Here is a 20,623-nt window from a genome sequence, read left to right on the forward strand (position 1 = left end):
GTCAGGCCACCATGCTCAAAGTGCGCTGTTCGATCCGCTTTTCGTTGCGCGTAGCCAGGATGACGCGCCTGACGAAAATCCCCGGCGTATGGACGTGATCGGGGTCGATCGCGTCGACGATTTCCTCGACTTCCGCCACCGTGACCCGGCCCGCCGTGGCCGCCATCGGATTGAAGTTGCGCGCCGACTTGCGGAAAACGAGGTTGCCAAAACGATCCGCCTTCGACGCCTTGACGATCGCCAGGTCGGCCACCAGCCCCGTTTCGAGAACATAGGTTTCGCCGTTAAAATCCTTCAGTTCCTTGCCGTCGGCGATGAGCGTACCGACTCCGGTCCGGGTGTAGAAGCCCGCGATCCCGGCGCCACCCGCCCGGATACGTTCGGCAAGCGTGCCCTGCGGGCAAAATTCAAGCTCCAGTTCTTTCGCCAGATATTGCCGCTCGAATTCCTTGTTCTCGCCCACATAGGAGGAAATCATGCGCCTGACCTGCCGGTTGCGCAGCAGCAGCCCGAGCCCGAAATCGTCGACACCGGCATTGTTCGAAATAATCGTGAGGTCGCGGGCGACGGCCGCCAGCAGCCCGTCGATCAGCGTCTCGGGTATCCCGCACAGGCCAAAGCCGCCCGCAACGATCGTCATGCCGTCGAATAATAAGCCCTCCAGAGCCGCGTTCGCGTCAGGATAGATTTTCTCGACCAATAAACCCTCCCTTCAAAGCGTGCTGACGAGATGGCCGCCGTCGACCGCGATCACCGATCCCGTCATGTAGCGCGACGCATCGGACGCCAGCAGCAGCAACGGCCCGTCCAGATCGGGAAAATCGCCCAGACGGCGCTGGGGGATGCGCTTGATCATCGCGCGCCCGGCGTCGGTCTCCCAAAAATCCGCATTAAGATCGGTTCGGAAATAGCCGGGCGCCAAGGCGTTCACCCGAATGCCATGGCGCGCCCATTCGAGCGCCAGCGCCTTGGTCATCTGAATGACGCCGGCCTTGGAGACGCAATAGGGCATCACCATGGCTCCGACCCTCAATCCGGCGATCGACGCGATGTTGACAATCGTGCCGCCGCCCGCGTCGCGCATGATGCGCGCGGCGGCCTGCGCGACCTGAAAGACGCCTTTCAGGTTGGTGTCGATCACCGCGTCCCAATCCTCTTCGGCTTGGTCCAGCGCCAGCTTTTCCCGGACGACCCCTGCATTGTTGACCAGAATGTCGAGCACGGGCACCGTATCGACGATGCGCGCGACCGAGGCCGCATCGGTGACGTCCAGCGCCATCGTCCGCGCCTCGTCTCCAATGCTCTTGGCGACCTGTTCGAGCGTCTCGACTCGCCGCGCGGCAAGCACGACCTGCGCGCCCGCCTTTGCCAGAACACGGGCGAAATGTTCGCCCAGACCACTCGATGCGCCGGTCACCAGCGCAACTTTTCCTTCAAGGCCGGTCATATTCATCATCATCGCCCCTCGAACCGGGCAGGGCGCTTGTCCTTGAACGCCAGGATCGCTTCCCGGTGGTCCTGGGACAGCAAGGTCAGCTGCTCTATGCCGGCATGCGCCTCGGCCAGCGTCTGCGCTTGCGCACGCAACGCCATGTTGATCGTGCGCTTCGTCGCCTTGATGGCGTAAGTCGCGCCACCAGCGAGCCGCCCGGCATAGGCCGCCACCGCCGCATCAAGCGCATCGGCAGGCACCGCCTTGTGGATAAGGCCTATCGCCGCCGCCTCCGCGCCTGTCAGCGGATCACCGGTCAGCAGATGATGCCGCGCGCGCGCATAGCCGACCAGAACCGGCCACAGGAACGCGCCGCCGTCACCCGGCGTCAGTCCCATGGCGACATGCGGATCGCCGATCCTGGCGCGCTCATCCATGATGGCGACATCGCATAATAGCGCCAATGTGGCGCCAAGCCCCAGTGCGTGACCGTTGACCCGCGCGATCACGGGCACGTCGAGCGCCAGCATCGAATGCACGATATGCGGTGCCCGCTCCATCATCGCGGCCATGCTCTGGGGGTTTTCGGTGCGCGCGAGCATCTCGTCCAGGTCCCCGCCCGCCGAGAACGCCCGCCCCGCGCCGGTCAGAACGACCACGTCGCAATCATCGCGCGCCACATCGTAAAAGATGCGGCTGAGTTCGTCGTGCAGATCGAAACCGGCCGCGTTCATCGGCGGCTGGTCCATAGTGAGCGTCAGGATGCCGCCTTCGCGGCTCGCGCGGATATAGCGGTAGGCATGATAGGGGTCACCCTCCATCCGAAGCGGGGAAGCCGAATTGGGGCCCGCATCCAACGGATCGCGCTGTTCCGTCATATCCTCTCCTGCCTCTTGGCGAAATGTGGAGGATAATGACCTAAGCCGATCGGCAAAATTTGCAATACCAATTATAAAATTGGCGCAAGACGGCCGGTGTCGAACGCCTCAGCCGGCGCGGATGCGGGACTTGCGCCTGGACCCGGCGGATTTTTCCTGTGGTTTGGCGGACAGGCTTTCGGTAGCGGCAGGCTTGACGGACGCCGGCTTGTCGAACGTCAGTTCGGCGTCCGCCGGTGAAATCCCGCGAAAGAACATACGCGCCAGTTGATCGCTCAGTTGGCGAGGCTTGAGCTGTCGCGTCGGATCATACCAGTCTTGCGCATAGATAGTCGCGCCGAGCAGAAAGAGTTGGACAAGGTTCGGCTCCAGATCATGGCGCACGATGCCCTCGCTTTGCCCTTCGCGGATCAGGCCGCGCCAGAAGTCTCCATATCTGCGGGGATGTTCGCGGTGCCGCCCCCCCATGGCTTCGGGCACCTGATCGACAATCTTCCAATAGGCGGTGATGAAGTCATTCTTGCTGAGCATGCGTTCGACATGCTCGTCGAGCGCGGTCTTGATCTTGCGCCATGCGCTCGCGTCATTAGGCAGTGCCGCGACCGCCTCCATGACCGGCGCCGAAACACTCGTCGTGCCGATATTGAGAACTTCTTCGACCAGCGCGTCCTTGGACGGGAAATAATAATAGAGACTGCCCGCAAAGGTCCCCGCGACTTCGCCAATCTCCGCCAGCGTCGTCTCCGCATAGCCTCTATGCGCAACCACCTTAGCGGCGGCCTGAAGGATTCTGTCGCGCTTTTGAATAGCTTTACGAGTTTTCATCTCGTCGCATTATCTTATGGGCGGGCCATTTGTCCATGGTGCCATGGATCCTATCCCGCCGCAGATGTCGGCATCGAGCGCAGCAGCCGGGCTCATCCCGGTTCTGCGCCAAGCCTGCCAAACACGATCTCCTGCGCTTCGGGCGTGAGGGAAGGATATTGCTGCTTGAAGGTCAGCGGGCCGAGCGTCGCGCGCTGCATCGTCCGGGGCACGTCGGGGTTCAGCGCGCCACGGGCGTGCTGGCACGCCAGATTGTCCCACAGCACGACGTCGCCGATATGCCATATATGCTCATATACCGCTTCGGGACGGGCAATATGCGCGTACAAGGCTTCCAGCAAAGGCCGGCCCTCCTCTTCCGGCAGACCTTCGATGATGCGGGTCGATTCCGGCATGACGTACAGGCAGGGTTCCCCCGTCCTAGGATGCGGACGCGCGATGCGATGCGACCAGTTCGGCAGATTTTCGTCATAGCCGTACAGCCCGTCATTGGGTCCATAAGCAAAGCATTGCACAGCCCGCCGGTTTTCTACCGCTTTTTTCAGATCGTCCGGCAGTTCGACCCAGGCCTTGGTGGAGCTGACGAACTTGGTCGATGTATTACCCTCGTCCAGTTCGACGCCCAGAAGCATGACGCTTTCGATCGGATATTCGCAATGCGCCAGATCGGAGTGGAATTTGAGTTCGAGATTGCCGAGAAATCCGTCTTTACGCGTGTTCGATATGAAATTGACGCCCTCAGCCGGTGGATAGAGTTTCCCGAACCAGCCCGCCGCGCTGCGCTGCTGCTCCAGGGTGAGAGTCTGCCCGCGAAAAACCAGAAGATGATGCTCGTCGTAAAGCTGGCGAAGCTGATTGAGGATCGCTTGCGGCGGCGTCTGGGAAAGATCGATACCGATCACCTCCGCACCAAAGGGTGTAATCTGCCGCCATTCCAGTTGATCCGCCATATCCTGTCCCACTATCTTGCTGCTGCAGGCGGGAAGCCAGCCTCCCATCCTATTTCAATATAAGGTATCCGTTAGAAAAAATCAACGAGGCGATGTTATTCCCTGATCGATATTTTTTGAGCGGATGTCTAACCATGGCGGCAAATCGTTTCCGTAACCCACTCTGGACAAGCCCATATCCCCCGTTTATTGCAATCATTGTTAGAACTGTGCGCTCTAGTGCGAAATGAACGGCTTTTATGATGCGGCGGAGAGATGACATGAACAGCGCAAGGGCTATGCGACTGCTCCTCGAACGGCCGGACATGTTGATCGTCCCCGGCGTTCACGACGCTCTCAGCGCGCAGATGGCGCGGCTTGCGGGCTTTGAGAGTATTTTCCTGGGAAGCTACGCGATCACCGCCTCGGCCTTTGGCATGCCGGACGCCGGCATCGTTCCGGTGGCGCAACTGGTCGAGGCTTACCGTCTGCTGGTCGAATGTTCCGGCCTGCCCGCAATGTGCGATATCGACGATGGCGGCGGCTCCACGCTGCAGATCGCGCGCAACGTCCAGCTTGTGGAGCGGGCAGGGATCGGCGGCATCCAGATGGAGGATCTGGACCTGTCGGTGGGCAAATATCTGCCCGGCCGCAAGAAGCGCCTGCTGCCGGTCGAGCGCATGGTCGATCATATCAAGGCCGCCGTCGACGCGCGCCGGGACGGTGATCTTGTCGTGATGGCTCGTTGCGATGCCCGCGATGCATCGACGCTTGACGAGGCATGTGACCGGGTCGCCGCCTATGGCGAAGCCGGTGCCGACCTGGTCCTTGTCCCCTTTCTGGAGATCGAGGAAATCCCGCGGATCACGGCCGTCACCGCGACGCCGATCGCGCATATGTTCATTCCCACCGATGCCAAGGATGTGGCCAACGTCGATCGCGCGCGCGAACTGGGCGTCAAATATCTGATGTATCCCGTGCTGTCGGTGTGGGCGGCCGGGCGGGCGATCCATGATGCGATGATCGAATTACGCGACCACCGATCGGATTCGACGCGGACACATGGTGGCGCGACCTGGCAACTGGTCAATGAGGCGATGCGTTCGGATTACTGGAGCAGCCTCGCCTGACCTGACATCTTCCACCTGCGAAGGCAGTCCACAGGAAATGACGCCCATGGAGAGTGTCGGCATGAATGATGCGCTACACTATGGCCAACTGCGGATCATGGAGCTTGACGCCGTCGGCGCGCAAGTGATGGACCTTGACCTCGGCCGCCTGCACGCACCCGAAGTGCGGGAAGAATTATATACTCTCTGGCTGCATCATGGCGTCATCCTGTTCCGCGACACCGGCGCGACGCGCGAACAGCATGTGGAGCTGAGCAAGATATTCGGCCCGCTTGAGATCCACGCGATCCCCAAAGTCCGGGTCCCCGGCTATGAAGAACTCGTCGAAATAAGGGAGCAGGGCGGCTATTATGTCGTGGACGGGCAACTGCTCGGCGGCTTTATCCCCTGGCATCAGGACAGCTGCTATACGCCCGACATCTCCAAAGGAGCCATCCTGTTCATGGACTCCCCTGCCAGCGAAGGCGGTCAAACCGGGTGGATCGACACCGCCAAAGCCTATGCCGGCCTGCCCGACGATATCAAAAACCGCATCGACGGCCTGGAAGTGGTGATGCGTGTCCACAACGCACGGCCGGATGGCATGCGCTTCGTTCAGAAGGAGCGGCCGTTCCGGCGGCCGACCGCGGAGGAATCCCCGGGAGAGAATCTGTCCATGCCGGATTTTCCGCCGGTCGTGCATCCGCTGGTCGTGACCCATCCCGAATCCGACCTGAAGTCGCTTTCGATCAGCCCGTCCAATGTCGATGCCATCCTGGGTCTGGAGCGTGCCGAAAGCGAGGAACTGCTGACCACGCTCATCGACCATGTGTTCAGGGCAGAATATCGCTATGTCCATCGATGGCAACAGGGCGACATGATGCTCTGGGATAACCGGCGCACATTGCACCAGGCGTTCGGCTGGCCGCCGGGCATGAAGCGGGTGGCCTTCCGCACGACCCTCCAAGGCGCGATGCGGACCGGACGCTATCTCGATGAGTCGCCCCGCTAGTCGCTCTCCGCGCCCGGGATTTGCTGGCCGGCCAGCTTGTTACAGCCGATCAATCGCCAGGAGACGCCGCAATGGCACTGTATAAATTCGTCGTTCTTTCCAACCCGGTGCCGGGCAAGGAAGAAGACTATAATCGATGGTATAGCGATCAACATCTTCCTGACGTCGTACGATGCACCGACTTCGTGAACGGGCAGCGCTTCAGCCTGGTCGACTCCCTCGCCAAGGATCCGCCATACAAATATCTGTCGATCTTCGACGTCGAAACGGACGATCCAGCCCGCACGCTGCGCGACCTTGTTTCGCGCGCGGGCGGCCCTGAGATGCCATCCTCCGACGCGATCGACCGAGCCGGGGCGATCACGGGCATGTTCGTGCCGATAACGGATGTGGTTTCGAAGTGACCAGCGCCGCATCCTGATAGCAAGATCGCGCGAGCCGCTCGTGCCAGCTTGAGCACAGGCTCGCGGCTGGCACCAAAGAGCGGCCTCGCTCCGACAAGGTCCCGATCGATACGTGACTAATCGCCGCTTCGACGGGCCAGTTCGGCTTCGGCCTTTTCCTTGGCCGCGTTCAGGTGACCGAACAGAAAGTCGGCCGCGTTGGTCGGGCGGTTCAGCGTCAGTCCCCCGTCGACCGGCAATGCCACGCCGGTCACGAACGCCGATTCGTCCGAGGCCAGATATGTGGCGGCATAGGCGATGTCGATCGGCTTGCCCGGCCGCGGAAGGGGCTGCCATTGCGCCATCATCTCGTCCAGATAATCAGGCATTATATCCGCGACTTCGCGAGACGCGCCGACCAGATCACCATATATGGGGGTGGCAAAGCCGCCCGGAACGATGACATTTACCCGTATGCGATCGGCGGCGAACTCCAGCGCGCCGAGGCGACCGAGTAGAATGACCGACCCCTTCGCGACCGAATAGGCCGGTGTTCCAGGACGCAGGTTCGTCGCGCCCACGGATGACGTCAGGATGATGGACCCCTGCCCCCGCCGCTTCATCGACGGTACGGCATGCTTCATGCACAATGCGGTGGATCTCGACAGCAAAGCCTGGGTGTCGTCCCAGCCCGCGACCGTCATCGTCTCCAGCGACTCCTTGGCGCCGGCCGCCCCGGCATTATGATACATGATGTCGAGTTCGCCAAAACTCGACACCGCAAGCGCGACGGCCGCCTCGATATCCTGTTCGTTGCGGATATCGCATCGCGAAAAGCGAACGGCCCCTGCGAAACGCTGTTCGAGCGCCCGGCCCTTATCTTCGCGGACATCGGCGACCACCAGTTTCGCGCCTTCACCGACGAACATTTCGACGCTCGCCAGGCCCATTCCCGACACGCCGCCGGTGATGACTGCGACCTTCCCGTCCAGACGACCTGCCATATGTTCCTTCTCCAATATAGAATTACAATTTTCGTTAGATCATTCGATCTGCCGACGCCATCGCCGTATCGATTCAGCCGCGCCGGTGGAGGCAGGTGCGGAAGCGGGAACCAGAGCGACCACCATGATGCAACCGCGATTATTAGCTAGGCCAATGGGGCATGGTCAACGGCCCAAAAGTCAAAATTTCCTCGAAAACTGGCCGGTCTATCTGGTTTCGGCAACCCGTTTTGGGCCCTATGAACATTGACTCGCACCGACAGACCATCTAGCAATTAAAATATATATTATATTCTGGTCCGGTCATTTGCCATGGAGTTGGTCGACCCGGATGTTTGCAGAACGTTCGATAATATTCAGGAAGGCGAGAGATGCTCGAGATTTGGCTGCGCTATGACCTCCGGAACCCGTCCTGGGTCGGCATCAAATCGACGACATTGGCCGCCGCCGCCCTCGAACAGGTCGAATGGGCCGACAAGCACGGCTTTCATACGATCCAGCTTCCCGAACATCATTGCAGCGCGGACAATTACAACCCGTCGCCATTGATGCTGGGCGCGGCGATGGCCGCCCGCACCTCTAAGATCCGGCTTCAGCCGTCGGCGATCCTGTTGCCGTTGCACGATCCGGTCCGCATTGCCGAGGATCTGGCGATTCTGGACGTGATCAGCAACGGCCGGCTCGATGTGACCATCGGCCTTGGCTATGTTCCCGATGAATTCGCGATGTTCGGTATCGATTTGAAGGACCGGGCGCGGCTCGTCGATGCCAAGCTCAGAGTGCTCAAGCGTGCGTTCGCTGGCGAGACGTTCGACTATGAAGGGCGCACCGTCCACGTCACCCCGCCGCCGGTACAATCCGGCGGACCCAGACTTTGGATCGGGGGCAGCCTTAAGGCGACCGCGCGCCGTGCCGCAGAGCTGGGCGATGGCTATTATCCGATGGTCAACAAGCCGGAATTGATTCAGGCCTATAAGGAAGCCTGTTCCGAACTCGGCAAGGAACCAGGCCGGATCGTCGACGTCACCGGCCCCCGTCATATCCATATCTCCGAAGATCCAGATGCCGCCTGGGCCCGAATCGCGCCACACGCGCTGCACGAAACAAACGCTTACGCAGCATATGCAGCGAAACTGGGTCAGACGACCAACTTCAAGCATGCCGAAAATGCCGATGCGCTGCGGGCCGCGGGAAGTTATCAGGTGCTCACGCCGGAGGATGGCCTGACATTGCTCAGGCAACAGCGGGATCTGGGGCGCTCGGTGATCCTGGCCCCGCTCCTTGCCGGACTTGACCCCGATCTTGCATGGGAAAGCCTTGAACTCATCGGCACCAGGATCATCCCGCAACTGGTGCAGGATGATGCGGTTCTAGCATGACATCGCCGATAGAGACTGGTTTTCCCGCCAGTTGCGCTCGGCGTCCGACGCCGCCAGTTTCGTAACCGGGGCCGCGATTGCCGCCGATGGCGGGTTGACCGCTCAATAACAGTTGCAGGCGGTTATTCGGCGGTTTTAACAGTTGATGACTTAAAGCGCCGCGCGTCAAGAGGATCTGAAATGATAATTTTCATCGGCAAGATCACCCATCCGACTCCGGAAGCGGCAACGCGTGCCCTGGAAAATGCGGGGGACGGCGACGCACTGTCCGCCGCCGAGCCGGGATGCGTTCATTACACACATGCGCAGGATTTTCATGACAAACGCGTGATCTGGCTCGTTCACGTGTACAAGACGATTTCAGATGTACAATCGCATCTGGACGCTGACTTTTATCCCGCCTTGAAGGCTGCGGTTACCGATGGATCGATTGCCATGGAGGTCAGTCAATATGTCGGGATGGAAGCCTTCAATTTCCTTTGAACATGGCTGTTCGCGCTTTCCTGGCCGGTTCGAGCGGTAATTGGAGTGGATAAATGAATAAGACAGTTGCGGTTTTCGGCGCCACCGGGACTTCGGGCGGCGCAGCGATGCGTCACCTGATCGCGGCTGGCTTCCATGTTCGCGCCGTCACCCGGAACCCGGACAGCGACGCCGCGCGCCATGCCGCCAGCTTCGGGGCCGTCCCTGTGACCGGTGACCTAAACGACCGCGCGTCGATCCGCAACGCCATACAGGGCGCCGACGCGGTTTATTTTGTTGGTTCCTCGGCGGAAAATCGTTGGGATGTGGGGCAAGCCGTTCAAGGCATCAACGCCGTCGACGCCGCGATCGAAGCCGGCATTTCACATTATGTTTTCCAGTCCGCGCTGACGGCCGACGCCCGGGGCGTGCTCCTGATGGGATCGAAACGGGCGATCGAGGAACGGCTTGCCGAACTGCCTTTGCGCACGACCATTTTGCGGCCTGGATTCTTCATGGAAAACCTGCTGCGCTTCTTCGTCCCGTTCGAAAAGGACGGGAAATTAGTCTTCGCCATCCCGATCCCGCCCGAGAAGGAAAATGGTCTGATCGCCGCAGAGGATATCGGCAGGGCGGCGGTCGCCGTGATCTCCGATCCGGACCGACATGCCGGCACCGAGATCAAGCTGGTGTCCGATGTCGCCTCTCCCAGCCGGATGACGCGGATCTTGGGTGAGGAGCTGGGCTGCGAAGCGAGCACGGTCCACATACCGCTGGACGATATCAAACGGGACTGGCCGCAAGGATATGACGACACTCTCTGGCTCAGTACGCGCACCACCAAGGACAATTGCGACGACCTTGCGGCGCTGATCGGCAAGACGACGAGCTTCCGGGAATGGACAAAGACGACTTTTGTCCCGTTCTTCAAACACCCAAAACACCAGACATTATAATGATGGAGGGATGCGCCGTGGCCGACCAATCTGGCAGTGGAATTTAGCGAAGCCGTGGAACCAACGCCGGGGCCGACATTCAAAGGCAGGCTACAGCTAAGGCGAAGACGGGGGGGGGGGGGGCGAGATACAAAGGGCTTTGTAAAGCGGACGGACTGCAGTCGACGCGTGAAAATCACCCGTCGAGTGTCGCGCAAGGGGCGACGGCGGAAGGGAGGGAGTGGCCGCTGATTGCGGGCGAAATGAATGACGGAGGATTTATACTGACCTTTCCTCTATTCTCTTCTCATCAGCCGCTTTGAAAAAGCTGATTTGGTCTGCGTACGCCTTTTTGAAGGCGGGGCGATCCGTTACACGGGTTACATAGTCCTCGGTCACCGGCCGATCGCCGTAGGCGCGGACTTTGGGGATCCTCAGCACATCCGCCATAAGCAAATCTGCGACCGTGAAACGACCGGCCGCCAGCCATTCCCGATCGCTCAATACCCGTTCCACATGGTCAAGACGCTGGCCTAACCATTGGGTTAGGCTATTGTCCTGATCACCGGATATGGTCAGGAACCACCAAGGAACGCTGACCATCTCGATTGAGTTGAGCGCGGCAATCGTCCATTGCAATGTTTCCGCTGCCCCAGCCGGATCGGGCGGCATCAGCTTGTGGCTTTTCCGAGCCAGATGGAGCAACGCAGCTCCGCTTTCGAACATCTTCAATCCGTCGATGTCCAGAAATGGTACTTGGCCAAATGGTTGGCGCTCGAGATGATTGGTCTCGCGTTCATCGAACCCGATCGTTTGGACGGCGTATGCAAGGCCGGCTTCCTCGCATGCCCATCGCAGCCTGAGGTCACGCACAAAACCGCGAGGGCCTTCCGGCACCCAGTCCAGCGTCCAGATGGTCAGTTCGTTCATCGCAGCAAGCCCTAAACGGTGATCGGAGTAACCTTCCTGATCATGGCACAGTCAGATTGAATCACGAACCTATTACCGGAACGTCCGCTCGAAGACAAAGAAACTGGCACCTGAGCGGCAACTAAGGGGCACGACAGCTGGCAGAAGGCAGACGTGTTCGATTGCATCAAATGCTTCTACAACCCCACCCGGCGCCAATCGACCTTGGGTTACCTCAGCCCTATCGGGAGCGACCGATATTTCAGCATTGAGCTATCACCGTAAATTGGTTTCGGTATACCGGGCCACGTTCAGAAACTCCATAAACTCTCCTGCGCGCGCCTCAGCGCTGAACCTTGTCTACCGGCTTCGCTTGCCCCAGCCAGCGGGTGAAGCGGGAATCCGGCCGCGACCATTCCATCGTCGCGCGCCGCCGCATCAGCAGCCACCGCTCACCGCTGCGAACGAATTCATCATCATATCGGCCGCTATGGTCGATACCGAGTTCGGTCACGACGATGATATAGGTCACTGCTTCCGCCCGGTCCGGCCCGGTAAATTCGATCATCGTCGTCGTCAGATTGTGGCGCTGGAAATTGCCCGGTTCGAACGCGCCGCGCCGTTCCGCCGCCGGGCGCAGCGCCGCGATGATCGCATCGGGCCCAATCAGTGCGCCCTGGGACTGCACCTCGAACACCGCTTCCGGGTGGAATACCTGATGATGGATCTCATAATCGGCGTTGTCCGACCCCCTGTTATACAATTCGATCGTATAACGAATGGCTTCGCGCGCGAGCATGTCCTCGGGGGTCATGGCTGTTTTTCCGCCATCAGAACAGGCCGCGGGTCCAGCCGCCATCGACGGCGATCGTCTGGCCGGTAATATAGCTCGCCCGTTCCGAACACAGGAATGCGGCAAGGGCGGACACTTCGTCGGGGCGACCGTTGCGGCCCATCTGAATGGCCGGCGGTTCCTCGCGCCGGGGGCACACTTCGGCTCCGCCCTTCTGCGTCTCTTCGTTCAGCCCTGTGTCGATGCTGCCGGGTGCGATCGTGTTGACGGTAATGCCGAACGGCGCAAGCTCATTGGACAGGCTGCGCGCAAGGCCGACCGCGCCGGCCCGGTAGGTATTGGACAGGACGATATCAAAGAAGCGGTGTGGTTCCTTCGCGCACACCGAGCCGAGATTGACGAAGCGGCCAAAGCCCTTGTTCTTCATCGCCGGGACGGTCTCTCGCGCAAGGATGGCGAGCGACAGGATGATCTGCTCGTTGCTCTGGCGGAAATCGTCGTTCGACGCGTCGTCGAAACTGTATCGCAGGATCGATCGCACATTGGCGATGACGATATCGGGATCGCCAAAGGCCTCGCGGGTCTCCGTCACCGCGCGGGCGATATCGGCTTCCACCGCCATGTCGGCGCTGACCCATGCGGCGCGGCCGCCGCGAGCGCGGATATCGGCCACGACGTCGCGCAACGGCTCTTCCCGACGCGCGGCAATCATCACCGCAGCGCCTTCGTCCGCCAGTTCCGTGGCAATGGCGCGCCCCATGCCGGCGCTGCCGCCGGACACGAGCGCGACCTTGTCAGTCAGTCCCAACCTCATTCGAAGCCATAGGGATCGTAACGACCGTTGATGAACATTTCGACCTGCGCCGCGCCCCTGTGGACGGACCCGTCCGGCGCGTGCAGCGTGACCCGCATCAGATATTCGACGCCATGGGACTTTTTGCCGTCATTGCCCTCGTCCTCGACGCCCGTGCCCTCCCCGAAATTGGTGGCGAGTTGCTCGCCCGACACCTTGTAGGGCGTATAGGCGAAGGGCTGTACCGACCAGTCGAACGTCTCCCACTCGATCGCCAGTTCCTCCGACCCATGATAGGTGTGGAACGTGCCGCCGTCCTTCCAGCTGCCGGGATGATAGCCCATCGTCTGGCCCATCCAGGGCGGAGCGGCGACGTCATATTCGATCGTCCACTGGTCGCCATGATCGTCTTCGAGATACATGGTGGCCCCCGTCAACATGCGGGTTCCTTCGACAAAGCGCATTTCGTGCCGCGCAGAGGTGAAATGCAGCGGCTCGCTGTCCCAGCCCTTGAACACATGGCCGCCCAGCGGCGTGCCGAACACGTCGTTCATCTTCGCCTGAACGCCGTCGGGCGTCTCGTGCAGATGATAAAAACCACTATAATCGCCGGCCACGAAGCAGTTCCACCACCGCATCGCGCGTTGCGGGCCGGTTTTCTTCCGGGGCGGCAATAGCGAAGCGATCGGAGCGAGCGGCGGTCGTTCGGCATAGAGGCCCCAGCTATGGTCGCGCGCCGCAAACCATTTGTCGGGCGTTATCTCATAGCGCTTGCCCTGATATTCAGCCCAGCCGGTGGCCACGCCGGGCTGCGAATAGCGGGTCTGGTCGGTGGTCAGGCGCCCGCGATTTTCGGCGGAATGATGATCCTCCTCGAAGGCCGGGGATACGCCCTGCCACATTATGTCGAAGGAGAGGCCGCTTTCATTTTCCTCCAGAACAAGGCGGATGGTCTTTAGTGGTTCCACGAACTCGACGCGCCAGGGACCGATGCCGACATCGAAATTCGGGCGCCAGGCACGATTGAAGCGGGTCGTCGAATGGACCCCCTTATCGTTAAGAAAAGCATAGCCACCGAACATGTCCGTGTTGGGATTGACCCGCGCGCCCGTCGCAATGAAGACGCCCACGTCAGGATTGAAGACCCCGAAATAATAGCCATCGTCCCAGCTGTAATCCGTCGAGGGAATGAAACTGAACGTCCGGGACGCCTGATGGACGGGAAACTCGTCATAGGGGGTTAGCATGGTCGGTCTTCTCTCCAGATATAGTGTTTTTGTTTCGGATAATGCGGTCGGGGCTTATGGCCGTGGTTCAAAGCCGATAATTGTCGCGTTCGACTGGGCCAGACGCGCATCCTTGTAAGGCGCATATTCGTCGCTGATTACGAAAGCCTGCATCCGTTCGATCGAAGGAAAAGTGAAAAGCGCGACCTGATCGGGGGTTGGCTTGTCCCCTTCGAATTTCACCACGCGCTCGGATACCGCGAAATATTCACCGCCATATTTGCGCAGGATGTCGGGAACATTGGCAACATAGTCAGCCACCCATTCGCTTTTATCGAGATAGACCAGCACAACCATATAGGCGGCCATCACATTTCCTTTCAGATTATTGTTTCTTCCCGCATCCCGTATGGCGGCAGCCGGGCTTGCTAAGCGCGCTGCGATATCCCCTCTCGCCCGACCGTAGCGCAAATTTTCCCCGTTTCAAGATACATTCCATACAGTATGTAAATACCGGGCAGTCTCGCAGCGTTGGCAATCCTCGCCTGATCTGCGAGCCCTACGACTCCCCGGCAACACCCTCTTCGATCGCCTTACTCATGACGCCGTTCCAGTGCTGTATGATCGATTCCTGATAAGCGCCCAGGAACGTCGTGGGATTTTTGATATTCGCCGAATGCGCCCCGCGCTGTACCCGGGGCAGATTGCTGCAATCCTGATCGAAGATATAGCCTAGGAACCCGAATTTGTCCTCCATGGCCGCGAAGATCGAATCATCGGGGCCAAGGTCGACGCGCGACGCAGCCGGCGGACGCGGTGCGTCCGGGTTGACGGGATACAGCATGCGCACTTCGAAATAGCTTTTGTTCGGATCGGTCGCATGCGGCCAGAACTGGTAGGTGAAGGGCACCGCCTCGGACAGCCAGAAGCAGCTGTGCGGATAGAAAAAGTAGAGCAGCGAATCCAGAAGGATGGCGTCGGGCACCCCGGCGTCCCGGCCATGCTTGTCCTTGAAGGCTTTTCTGATCCACGCTGCGATCTGGCTGCGCAAGTCGCTATCGGGATCGAGGGTAGGCACTGGGTAACCCGGATAATGCCAGTCGCTGGTCGCCTGCATGAACATCTGCGCGGATGATACCGGATCGACATCGGCGGGGGCATGGGTCGACGGGATGGCGGAATAGGTCGAATTTCTTCCCACATGACCGCCCTTGGTGGACCAGATATCATATTTGCCCTGAGCATCCCCTGCAAAAGGCACTGCTTCGGGATGGGTCGCATAGAGATGATAGGCTTCCTGAAACGCTTCCTGTGCGACTTTCCAGTTGCAGTTCATTTCTCGCCGGAAATGACCGTGTGTGTAGCGGTTGGCGTAGTCGAATTCCGCGAAATGTTCCGGGATCAGACCAAGCGTGTCAATAAGCGAGGGTGCGTCATCGTCGGCATTGATGAAGAGGAAGCCGCCCCAGCGCTCCAACCGCACCTCGGGCAGGCTGCCATTATTGGGCGTGATCTCCTTAAAATCCCAGTGACTGGGGATGCGCTTGAGCTTGCCGCCATTCTGCCACTCCCAGCCATGGTAGGGGCAGCGGATCGACGCGGCATTTTCCTTCTGTGCGCATAATTCCGTGCCGCGATGAGGGCAGCTATTATAATAGGCCTTGAAGTCGTTTTCGCCGTTGCGCACGATCATGTAGGATCGCGCACCGACGTTGACGGGCATCCTGTCGCCGACGAGCGGCAGGTCTTCGTCCCGACCGACATAGAGCCAGCTTTTTTCCCAGACATAGCGATGTTCCAAAGCGGCCACTGCCGGATCGAAGTAGATCGAATGATCGAAGCGGCGCTGATCGGGTTCGATGGTACCATGGGTGTTAAGCGACACATGGCCCGGCGAAAATGTCTCGCGGTTCCAAACTTCCTGCGTGACCGGGCGGTCTTTCGTCCCGAAGCCTTTCATTATCGTGTTTTCGGTTGATGTGGCTGTCATGGCGTCTCTCTCGATTAATGTTATCGTGGTCTTCGGGCCGCTGATTAAGATGCCCGGTAGGCGATGCGCAGGCTCGTGATCCCCCGATGGAGCAGGCCGGGCCAATAGCCGGTCTGGCTGTCGTCGAGGATGCGAATGTCCTGAAGACGCGAAAGCAGTGCCGGCAGGGCTATGGCCAGTTCCTTGCGCGCGAGCATCTGGCCAAGGCAGCGGTGAATGCCCGGCGCACCGAAGGCGACATGGTGGCGGGCATCCTTGCGCCTTATGTCCAACCGGTCGGGATTCTCGAAACGCGCCGGATCGCGGTTGGCGGCGTCGAAGCGCAAGAGCACGGCCGCCCCTTTGGGAATGAATGTCCCTGCAAGTTCGGTATCGCGGGTGGCGATGCGCCACATGGACGTCGCCGGCGTTTCATATCGCAATAGTTCCTCGACCGCATTGGCGACCAGAGCGGGGTTTTGCCGGAGCGCCTCAAGTTGGTCGGGATGCCGCAGAAGCTGGGCAAGGCCGCTCATCAGGGTGTTTCGCGTCGTCTCATTGCCCGCCACCGCGATTTCCAGTGTCAGCGCGGTCGCTTCGTCGTCGTTCAGCGGCGGCACCCCCTCCACACCGATATGAATGAGGTTCGAGATGAGGTCGTCGGCCGGTTGCGCCCGGCGCAGCGTGATGCGGTCCCGAATGAAACGCAGGAAGTCGACCACATTCCGCGCCGCCTCCACCTCCTGCTCGGGCGTGCCCATGCGGCTGACGAGGAGGATGGCGGCATCGGACCATTGGCGCACCAGATGCCAGTGATCGCGGTCCAGCCCCAATATGTCGGCGATGACATAAGTGGGCAATAATACGGCGAATTCATTGACGAAGTCAGTCTCGCTCTTCTTTGCCATATCATCCAGCAACTGGGTGACGATACGCTCGATCAGCGGTTGCAGATTGGCGATTCGCCCGTGAGCGAACACGGCGTTGACCAGCGAACGGTAACGCTTGTGATCGGGATCGTCGGACACCAGCAACAGGCCCGATCCCGCGGTGCCCGCCTCTGCCAATATGGCGAGCGCTTCATGATTGTCCATATTGGGCCGGTTCGTCAGATGGCCCATTTGCGAGGAAAAATCCTCCGTCCGTTTGGTCGCTTCCGACACGGCGGCATGGCTGGTGACGAGAAAAGCGGTCGTGCCGCCGGGCACCCTTGCCCGGACGACCGGACTGACCGCTCTCGCCTCCGCAAGAAAGCGGTGGGGATTGGCCAGCATGTCAGGATCGGTGAAGTCCATTAGCGGATCGGGTTCCACCTCTTGCATCAGCATCGTTGAGTCTCCTGCACATTTCGCCCCGGTCGCCAAAAATTCACCCGCACCGGACATATTGAAAATATACATTCATATTAGGATGTATGTAAATGCTTTGATATTGAAATATGTGTGCCAACGGGTCATGGGGAAGCATGAGCGATCAAAAGAAAGCCAGGGCGGCTGCCAAGCCGCGCCGTTCGCAGGAAGAACGCAGCGCGGCCTCCCGTGCCAGCCTGCTGGAAAGCGCCATCCGCCACATGCGCGAGCGCGGGCTGGCCGCCACCAACATGACCGTCATCGCCTCAGAAGCCAATCTGACGAGGGGAGCGATCCAGCACCATTTTTCCAACCGGGCGGAATTGCTCCTGGCGGTCATCGGAGAACTGGATGCGCGGATTTCCCGCGCGATGGACGACTATGTGCTGGATGCTGACGTCACCGGACTCGATCGGCTGATCAAGGTTCTCGACAAGGTCATCGCATTGACCTCGTCCGATGATAATGTCGCTGTATACGACCTGTGGAGCGCCAGTCGAAGCGACGCAGCGTTAGGCGCGGAGACGCTCGAACTCCAGCGCCAGCTGACCGAACAGTTCCGCGGCTTTTGGCGCGGGAACCTTGAAGGGCATATTCCCGAGGATCTGATCGACGCGAGCTTCGACGTTACATTGACGATGAGCCAGGGGGCGGCAGTGGCGCAACTGCTCAATCAAAGCTCCGAAACGGTGGATCGGATGCTCGCCGCGACGAAGGCGATGTTGCTGGAGTTCGTCAAAGCGCGCTTGCAGCCCTGACGGTTTTTCCAACCTGAAAGAAACGGCGTCATGATGGCGCCGTTTCCCTTTACCAGTACAGTCTTAAAACCTCATAGTGCCCGTCAGCCCGATGGAGCGCGGCTCCCCTGGCGATAATACCGAAGCGTTTGACGTCAGCTGATAGGACACATAGGCGTCGTCGTTAGTCAGGTTTCGCGCCCACAAGGCCAGCCGGAACGGACTGTTGGCGGGAGAAAAGCCGATTTCCGCGCCCAGCTTGAACTCGTCGGTCGAGAATATATAGGTGGGGTCGAAATATTGGCGCGATGCATAATAGGCCGTCACGGTAGAATCGAGCTTGCCCCATGAATATTCATGATCATAGCTCAGCGAGATATTACCCGTGAACTTGGGAGTCTTGAACAGGCGCTTGTTCTTGAGATCGACCAGCTGACCATTGACAAAACCGCCATAATTGCCGGGAGGCAGGGCGACCTGCGCGCCGGGGAACTGGTCGTAGCGCGCGCGTGGAATGTAGGACGCCCCGGCACGAATCTTGAAATCGGGGCTCAGGTTCACCGTTCCTTCGGCATCCAGACCGTAGATAGTGGCGCTGGCGGCGTTCTGAATGGCAAGGATCGTTCCGCCTGCACCCAGGCTCGCCTGAACCTGCACATCGGTATAATCATAATAGAATGCCGAAAGGTTGAAAGTATAGGCGCCAGCCCGCGCCGTCTTGAACCCGACTTCATAGGCGGTGATCTTTTCGGGCCGGACGCTTGGCAGCGGATTGGGGCTGCTTTGTAGATAGGACGCGTTGCCTCCGGGGATGAGGCCGGACTTGAACCCCTTCGACCAGGTCGCATAGAGGTTGGTACGGTCGCCGATTTCGTAGATCAGCGACACGCGCGGCGTCCAGGCATCGCCCTTTACCGGGATGAGCGGATCGTTTGGCCCGCCAAAGAAGGAGGTCGTGCCGGTCTTCTTCTCATCGCTGTACCGCATCCCCGCAATTGCAGTGAATTTGTCCGTGACCTTGAACGTGCCCTCGGCAAACAGGCCGATCGCCTTCGTCTTGATCGCGGTCCGGTAGGTAAAGATCGACGGATAATTTACCGACAGGTCGCCTGCCGGGAAAGCGCCTGTGGCGAAGTCACTGACCCGCACATCGACGGTCGACGTGGCTTTGTAGTAGTTGGCACCGGCGACGAAGCTGAACCGGCCAAACTCTTGCGACGAGAAAAGCAGTTCCTGCTGGAACGTCTTGTCCAGAAGCGTATCGAACGGCGCGACGCAGCCGACGCCAGCACCGACATTCGCGATTTCGAGACATTCGGGCGAATAGCTGTTGTCGGAATCGACCCACTCCTTGCTTCGCGCCCGCGACCAGGCGGTAGTGGAGGTCAATTCGCCGATTCCGGTTTCCCATCGGGCACGCATGCTGGCGCCCCGGCCGGCCACCTTGGCATTTGGCCGATGCGCGTCATAGGCATTTTGCCACGGCCTGGTGCCGACGATATAATTATACGGATTGCCATTCGCATCGTTCATCCGGGCGGGTCCGGTCGCCGTGCCACCAAACTGCACCAAGCCCATCTGGCTGCGATCCGATTCCCATTCGTTCCAATATGCCGTGAGCAGGACGTCCAGCGAATCAGTGGGCGTGAATTTTAACTTGCCGCGGATCAGCTTGTCTTCGAGGAACATCGTCCGATCATTGCCAAAGGCATTCTGTATGCTGGGCGACACTTGGGCATAAGCGACGTTACGACCGTAACCATTGCTCTTGCGATAGGAAAAGGCGACGCTGGCCGCCACCTTGTCCGTGGCGATCGGTCCCGATACGAAGCCGTTGAACCCGAGAATATAGGCCGAGCGGCTGGACCCGGCGCCGTCATAAAAGCCGCCCGTGACATCGATCTTGCCTTCGGTCTCGTTGCCCGGCTCCTTGGTGAATACACGGATTGCGCCGCCGGTCGCGTTGCGACCGAACAATGTTCCCTGCGGACCTTTGAGCACCTCGATTTGTTGGACGTCGGGCAGCGACAGGATCGAGCCGGCGAAGCTCGCGACATAGACATTGTCGAGATAGAGCGCGATCGGGTTTTCCGCGCCTGCGGTGACCACGGTCGTCGATACGCCGCGCAGCGAGGGATTGAGGAACGAGCTTTGCTGCTGGAATATCAGGCCCGGTGTCAGTTGTTGCAGCCCCCGGCTATCGACGACTCCGGCCCTAGACAACTGTTCTGCCGACTGCACCGCAACGGTGAGTGGCACATCTTCCAGACGTTGCGCACGCCTTTGCGCCGTTACGATAATATCTTCGCTCGGGCTCGCGGCGAGTGGCGATATTCCCGCCGCATCTTGCGCAAATGCGCCGCCCGACATGTGCGCGATCGCAATCGATGACGCGCAAACCAGCAATTTCCTGATGACCATTTCAGCTTTCCCCGTCCATCACGACATTTTGATATCGTTGTTCTGCGCATCCGCCGGGACGTAGCCGTCACCTGGTGC

21 protein-coding genes are annotated in these 20,623 nt (G+C 59.8%); 7 read left to right on the top strand and 14 right to left on the bottom strand.

Annotation, left to right across the window (positions count from 1 at the left end):
- Position 1 precedes the first annotated feature (1 nt).
- From WG907_RS12230 to WG907_RS12250, 5 genes are all read right to left on the bottom strand, one after another.
- Complete coding sequence (locus WG907_RS12230; RefSeq protein WP_340233138.1) at positions 2-700, bottom strand: CoA transferase subunit A; 699 nt, start codon at positions 698-700, stop codon at positions 2-4.
- Positions 701-712: 12 nt separating this feature from the next.
- Positions 713-1,456, bottom strand: a complete 744-nt coding sequence (locus tag WG907_RS12235; RefSeq protein ID WP_340233140.1) for an SDR family NAD(P)-dependent oxidoreductase — start codon at positions 1,454-1,456, stop codon at positions 713-715.
- The gene (locus WG907_RS12240; protein WP_340233144.1) at positions 1,456-2,310 is read right to left on the bottom strand and encodes an enoyl-CoA hydratase/isomerase family protein; all 855 of its coding nucleotides are present in this window, start codon (positions 2,308-2,310) and stop codon (positions 1,456-1,458) included. The genes WG907_RS12235 and WG907_RS12240 overlap by 1 nt, the downstream gene beginning before the upstream one ends.
- Positions 2,311-2,418: 108 nt before the next feature.
- A complete protein-coding gene (locus WG907_RS12245) occupies positions 2,419-3,135 on the bottom strand; it encodes a TetR/AcrR family transcriptional regulator (RefSeq protein WP_340233146.1) in 717 nt (238 codons plus the stop codon).
- A 92-nt stretch (positions 3,136-3,227) separates the two neighbouring features.
- Positions 3,228-4,085 (bottom strand): TauD/TfdA dioxygenase family protein, encoded by an 858-nt coding sequence (locus tag WG907_RS12250; protein ID WP_340233148.1) that lies wholly within the window; start codon positions 4,083-4,085, stop codon positions 3,228-3,230.
- Positions 4,086-4,345: 260 nt separating this feature from the next.
- Here WG907_RS12250 and WG907_RS12255 point away from each other — a divergent pair, with 260 nt between their 5' ends.
- From WG907_RS12255 to WG907_RS12265, 3 genes are all read left to right on the top strand, one after another.
- Positions 4,346-5,194, top strand: coding sequence for an isocitrate lyase/PEP mutase family protein (locus WG907_RS12255; protein ID WP_340233150.1), 849 nt, complete (start codon positions 4,346-4,348; stop codon positions 5,192-5,194).
- 46 nt (positions 5,195-5,240) lie between these two features.
- Complete coding sequence (locus tag WG907_RS12260) at positions 5,241-6,185, top strand: TauD/TfdA dioxygenase family protein (RefSeq protein WP_340233152.1); 945 nt, start codon at positions 5,241-5,243, stop codon at positions 6,183-6,185.
- 71 nt (positions 6,186-6,256) lie between these two features.
- Positions 6,257-6,589, top strand: coding sequence for a hypothetical protein (locus WG907_RS12265; RefSeq protein WP_340233153.1), 333 nt, complete (start codon positions 6,257-6,259; stop codon positions 6,587-6,589).
- 116 nt (positions 6,590-6,705) lie between these two features.
- Here WG907_RS12265 and WG907_RS12270 read toward each other — a convergent pair whose 3' ends face one another.
- Positions 6,706-7,572 (bottom strand): SDR family NAD(P)-dependent oxidoreductase, encoded by an 867-nt coding sequence (locus tag WG907_RS12270; protein ID WP_340233155.1) that lies wholly within the window; start codon positions 7,570-7,572, stop codon positions 6,706-6,708.
- Between the two features lie 371 nt (positions 7,573-7,943).
- Between WG907_RS12270 and WG907_RS12275 the strand changes: the two genes are divergently transcribed.
- From WG907_RS12275 to WG907_RS12285, 3 genes are all read left to right on the top strand, one after another.
- Positions 7,944-8,951 carry an LLM class flavin-dependent oxidoreductase gene (locus tag WG907_RS12275; RefSeq protein ID WP_340233157.1) on the top strand — a complete coding sequence of 336 codons (1,008 nt, stop codon included), beginning with the start codon at positions 7,944-7,946 and terminating at the stop codon, positions 8,949-8,951.
- A gap of 180 nt (positions 8,952-9,131) precedes the next feature.
- Complete coding sequence (locus WG907_RS12280; RefSeq protein WP_340233159.1) at positions 9,132-9,434, top strand: putative quinol monooxygenase; 303 nt, start codon at positions 9,132-9,134, stop codon at positions 9,432-9,434.
- A gap of 53 nt (positions 9,435-9,487) precedes the next feature.
- Complete coding sequence (locus WG907_RS12285) at positions 9,488-10,369, top strand: NmrA/HSCARG family protein (RefSeq protein WP_340233160.1); 882 nt, start codon at positions 9,488-9,490, stop codon at positions 10,367-10,369.
- Between the two features lie 258 nt (positions 10,370-10,627).
- Here WG907_RS12285 and WG907_RS12290 read toward each other — a convergent pair whose 3' ends face one another.
- From WG907_RS12290 to WG907_RS12320, 7 genes are all read right to left on the bottom strand, one after another.
- Positions 10,628-11,278: a glutathione S-transferase family protein gene (locus WG907_RS12290; RefSeq protein ID WP_340233162.1), complete on the bottom strand. Its 651-nt coding sequence runs from the start codon at positions 11,276-11,278 to the stop codon at positions 10,628-10,630.
- A 322-nt stretch (positions 11,279-11,600) separates the two neighbouring features.
- Entirely contained in the window at positions 11,601-12,071 is a 471-nt protein-coding gene (locus WG907_RS12295; protein ID WP_340233163.1) for a nuclear transport factor 2 family protein, read from the bottom strand.
- Positions 12,072-12,087: 16 nt separating this feature from the next.
- A complete protein-coding gene (locus WG907_RS12300; RefSeq protein ID WP_340233164.1) occupies positions 12,088-12,864 on the bottom strand; it encodes an SDR family oxidoreductase in 777 nt (258 codons plus the stop codon).
- The gene (locus WG907_RS12305) at positions 12,861-14,090 is read right to left on the bottom strand and encodes an Rv3169 family protein (RefSeq protein WP_340233166.1); all 1,230 of its coding nucleotides are present in this window, start codon (positions 14,088-14,090) and stop codon (positions 12,861-12,863) included. Before WG907_RS12305 ends, WG907_RS12300 begins: the two co-directional genes overlap by 4 nt.
- A gap of 54 nt (positions 14,091-14,144) precedes the next feature.
- A complete protein-coding gene (locus WG907_RS12310) occupies positions 14,145-14,540 on the bottom strand; it encodes a DUF1330 domain-containing protein (RefSeq protein WP_340233168.1) in 396 nt (131 codons plus the stop codon).
- Between the two features lie 88 nt (positions 14,541-14,628).
- Positions 14,629-16,059, bottom strand: coding sequence for an aromatic ring-hydroxylating oxygenase subunit alpha (locus WG907_RS12315; RefSeq protein ID WP_340233170.1), 1,431 nt, complete (start codon positions 16,057-16,059; stop codon positions 14,629-14,631).
- Between the two features lie 44 nt (positions 16,060-16,103).
- Positions 16,104-17,366 (bottom strand): cytochrome P450, encoded by a 1,263-nt coding sequence (locus tag WG907_RS12320; RefSeq protein WP_340233171.1) that lies wholly within the window; start codon positions 17,364-17,366, stop codon positions 16,104-16,106.
- Between the two features lie 137 nt (positions 17,367-17,503).
- On the opposite strand from WG907_RS12320, the gene WG907_RS12325 reads away from it, so the two are divergent.
- On the top strand, positions 17,504-18,145 hold the full coding sequence (locus tag WG907_RS12325) for a TetR/AcrR family transcriptional regulator (RefSeq protein ID WP_340233172.1): 642 nt from the start codon (positions 17,504-17,506) through the stop codon (positions 18,143-18,145).
- Positions 18,146-18,208: 63 nt separating this feature from the next.
- Here WG907_RS12325 and WG907_RS12330 read toward each other — a convergent pair whose 3' ends face one another.
- The gene (locus WG907_RS12330; protein ID WP_340233173.1) at positions 18,209-20,545 is read right to left on the bottom strand and encodes a TonB-dependent receptor; all 2,337 of its coding nucleotides are present in this window, start codon (positions 20,543-20,545) and stop codon (positions 18,209-18,211) included.
- Positions 20,546-20,623: the final 78 nt, after the last annotated feature.

Source organism: Sphingobium fluminis (assembly GCF_037723805.1).
Classification (GTDB): Bacteria; Pseudomonadota; Alphaproteobacteria; order Sphingomonadales; family Sphingomonadaceae; genus Sphingobium.